The organism is Mesorhizobium sp. M7A.F.Ca.US.014.04.1.1 (genome assembly GCF_003998745.1).
Classification (GTDB): Bacteria; Pseudomonadota; Alphaproteobacteria; order Rhizobiales; family Rhizobiaceae; genus Mesorhizobium; species Mesorhizobium ciceri.
The window spans coordinates 1-3,322 of sequence record NZ_RZRW01000608.1; the positions used below are offsets into that span (position 1 = coordinate 1).

Sequence of the window (3,322 nt, forward strand, 5' to 3'; positions counted from 1 at the left end):
TCGGCATCCTGGTGCAGATCCGCCCGTTCATGGGCTTCGACATGCTATTGCCGATGTTTGCCGCCGCCATTCTCGGCGGCATCGGCAGCATCCCCGGCGCCGTGCTCGGCGGCCTGATCATCGGGCTCGCCGAGGCCGGTGCCGTGCAGCTGATCGGCGCCGAATGGCGCGCCGCCGTCTCCTTCATCATCCTGATGGCGGTGCTGTTCGTGCGGCCGATCGGCCTGTTTGGTGTGAGGGAACGCTGATGGATCTGATCGGCTACGGCGCCTTCTTCCTGACCACCGCGCTGATCTTTTCGCTGGTCACGCTGGGGCTCAATTTGCAGTGGGGCCTGACCGGCCTGTTCAATGTCGGCCTTGCCGGCTTCGTCGCCATCGGCGCCTACACCTCGGCATTGCTGACCACTCCCGACGACGCCGCGCGGCTGGGTGGCCTTGGCCTGCCGATCGTTGTCGGCTGGGCGGGCGCCATGGTCGTCGGCGGCATTGCCGCGGCGTTAACTGGCATGGCGACGCTGCGGCTCAGGTCCGACTATCTGGCGATCACCACCTTCGGCGTCGCCGTCGTCGTGCAACTGGTCGCGCTCAACGCGCAGAAACTGACCGGCGGCCCGTTCGGCATCGGCTTCATCCCGCGCCCCTTCGGCAGCCTTGCCGAGACGCCGCTGCTGTTCAACCTGTCGAACCTTGCCGTGGTCGCGGCGGTGACTCTGGTCGCCTATCTCGCTTTGGAACATCTGTCGCGCAGCCCGTGGGGCCGCGTGCTGAAGGCGCTACGCGAGGATGAGCGGGCGGCGATCTCGCTTGGCAAGAGCGCGCGTTTCTATCGCGTCCAGGCCTTCGCCGTGGGCGGCGCCATCATGGCACTGGCCGGCGCATTGCAGGCGCATTTCACCGGCTTCATCGCGCCGGACAATTATTTGCCGATCCTGACCTTCCAGGTCTGGGTGATGCTGATCGTGGGCGGCTCGGGCAGCAATCTCGGCGCCGTCATCGGCAGCATCCTGGTCTGGGCGATATGGGCTGGGTCGGGCACGCTGACCAGCATCCTGTTCCCGCCGGAACAGCAGGCTCGTGCCGCCGCGCTGCAGATCGCCGCCATCGGCGTCATGCTCTGCGTTATCCTGCTGGTCCGGCCGAACGGGCTGTTCGGCGACAGGCCACGGCGGCCTTGGCTCGGCAAGCGGACGAAGGTGACTACGGCCAAAAGCGTTTCCCCGTCATGAATGCCGCGGTTCGGCAGGAAGCGCATGGCGCTTCACTCTGGCTTGCCGTCAGCCGCGACCGCCGCAAACGGCCGGCGCTGCAGGGTAAGCTCGATGTCGACCTGGCCATTGTCGGCGGCGGCTTTTCGGGCCTTTCAACCGCGCTGCACGCCGCCGGCAAAGGCCTTTCCGTCGCCGTTCTCGAAGCCGAATTCATCGCCTGGGGCGCAACCGGCAGGAATGCTGGCTTCGTCGTGCCGAACTTCGCCAAGATGGACCCGGCCGACATACTGGCCCATCTCGGACCATCGCGTGGCGAAAGGCTGATCGATTTCGCCGCCGGCAGCGCCGACCTGGTTTTCCGCCTGATCCGGCAGCACGGCATCGACTGCGACGCCGTGCAGAACGGATGGATCCAGCCGGCGCATTCGCCTGCCGCCTTTGAAAAAGTCAAGTCACGTGCCGGGCAGTGGGCACAGCGTGGCCGGCCGGCAGTCACATTGGATCGGCAGGAAGTCGAAGCCCTGACAGGCGTGCCAGGCTATGTCGGCGGCTGGATGGACCGTTCCGGCGGCGTGCTCAATCCGGTCGCCTATGCGCGCGGATTGGCCGATGCGGCGGAGAAGGCCGGCGCAAAGATCTTCGAGCAGACGCGCGTCACCTCGGTTGATCGCATAGCCGATGGCTGGATGCTGAAAATGCCCTCTGGCTCGGTACGCGCGGGCAAGGTGCTGATCGCCACCAACGCCTATGGCTGGTCCCTCAATCCGTCGTTGCAGCGAACCTACTTCCCGCTGAAAGTCTTCCAGATCGCGACAGCGCCGCTACCTCGTGAAGTGCGCAACCGATTGCTTCCCGGCGGGCAAGGTGTCGGTGACACCAGACGCAATCTGTTCACCTTCCGCTTCGACGCCGAAAACCGGCTGATCAGCGGCGGCATGCATATCCTTGGCGCCGGTGCGGATACGCGCGTACCGCAGACGATCTGGCGAAGGCTCGGCCGGCATCTCGGTCTGCCCGACCTGCCGCCGCTTGCCTACAGCTGGTCGGGAATGGCAGCGGTCGAACCGGATTTCCTGCCGCACCTGATCGACCTCGGTCCGGGACTGATCGCCGGTCGCGCCTGCAACGGGCGCGGCATCGCCATGACGACGGCGATGGGCAAGGTTCTGGCCGACTGGGCCGCCGGCACCGACGCCCGCGACCTGCCGCTGCCCTTCGCGCCGCCGGCGCCAATACCGTTCCACGCCGTGCTGCGGCACGCGCCCAACATGCTGCTCGGCTGGAGCATGCTGCGCGACCGGCTGGACGGGACGAGCTAGGCCGACGGCTCCCTGGCAGCGTCAAGGTTTGCAGACAGCACAGCGGCCGCCACGGCGATGTCCTCTTCTATGAAAATCCGCACAGTGGGACCGCTGCGCTGCTCCAGTGCGGCGACGATCTTGCGATGCGCGTCGTTGGACTGCGGGATGTAGCGATCGGCCTGCATCAGCAGCTTGAGATAAGGCCCGACCCGCCCCCAGAGGTCGCGGATCATGTTCAAAAGGATCGGCGCGCCAGCATGCTGGTAGATGGCGAAGTGGAACGCCTCGTTCAATGAGAGATAGGCCCTGGCGTCGCCGGCCTCAATGGCACGCTGCATGCCGGCGAGCGTCGCCTGGATGTCAGCCAGCCCGCTTTCGCTCATCCTGGTCGCCGCCATCTCGCCCGCCAGTCCCTCGACGGCGATGCGGATGCGCGTCAGCTCCTCGAAGGCAGGCGCGGACAGCAACGGCACGATGACCGAGCGGTTGTTCTGCATCTCGAGCAGCCGCTCGGCGACAAGCCTCTGCAGCGCCTCGCGGATCGGTGTCGTCGAGATGCCGAACGTCTCGGCGAGCTTGCGGATGACCAGCGCCTGGCCCGGGCTGAAGCCGCCGGAAATCAGCTCCTGCTTGAGCGCGCCATAGGCGCGGTCATTCAGGGTCTGATGTTCGAGCTTCAGCATGCGCGGGCCGCTCCGATCACCAGTTCGACAGAGCGCGATCGAGCGTCTCGGCCAGTTGCTCGGCATTGTCCCTGGCAAAGGGCAGTGGCGGCCTGATCTTCAGCACATTGCCGCTCGGACCGAAGGAC

3 protein-coding genes and 1 pseudogene are annotated in these 3,322 nt (G+C 66.2%); 3 read left to right on the forward strand and 1 reads right to left on the reverse strand.

From position 1 onward, the window contains the following. The 3 genes and pseudogenes from EOA22_RS28495 to EOA22_RS28505 all read left to right on the forward strand — a co-directional run. Positions 1-248, forward strand: a pseudogene (locus EOA22_RS28495) (branched-chain amino acid ABC transporter permease); the annotation flags it as partial. Then, entirely contained in the window at positions 245-1,228 is a 984-nt protein-coding gene (locus EOA22_RS28500) for a branched-chain amino acid ABC transporter permease (RefSeq protein WP_027163899.1), read from the forward strand. The pseudogene EOA22_RS28495 and the gene EOA22_RS28500, both read left to right, overlap by 4 nt. Next, positions 1,225-2,529 carry an FAD-dependent oxidoreductase gene (locus EOA22_RS28505; RefSeq protein WP_063167565.1) on the forward strand — a complete coding sequence of 435 codons (1,305 nt, stop codon included), beginning with the start codon at positions 1,225-1,227 and terminating at the stop codon, positions 2,527-2,529. Before EOA22_RS28500 ends, EOA22_RS28505 begins: the two co-directional genes overlap by 4 nt. On the opposite strand, the gene EOA22_RS28510 is transcribed toward EOA22_RS28505, so the two are convergent. Beyond that, the gene (locus EOA22_RS28510; RefSeq protein WP_024502527.1) at positions 2,526-3,194 is read right to left on the reverse strand and encodes a GntR family transcriptional regulator; all 669 of its coding nucleotides are present in this window, start codon (positions 3,192-3,194) and stop codon (positions 2,526-2,528) included. The genes EOA22_RS28505 and EOA22_RS28510 overlap by 4 nt on opposite strands. Positions 3,195-3,322: the final 128 nt, after the last annotated feature.

Coding starts and splice junctions, on each gene's coding strand:
- EOA22_RS28510 (WP_024502527.1), bottom strand. CDS start 3,194: ATGCTGAAGCTCGAACATCAGACCCTGAATGACCGCGCCTATGGCGCG.
- EOA22_RS28505 (WP_063167565.1), top strand. CDS start 1,225: ATGAATGCCGCGGTTCGGCAGGAAGCGCATGGCGCTTCACTCTGGCTT.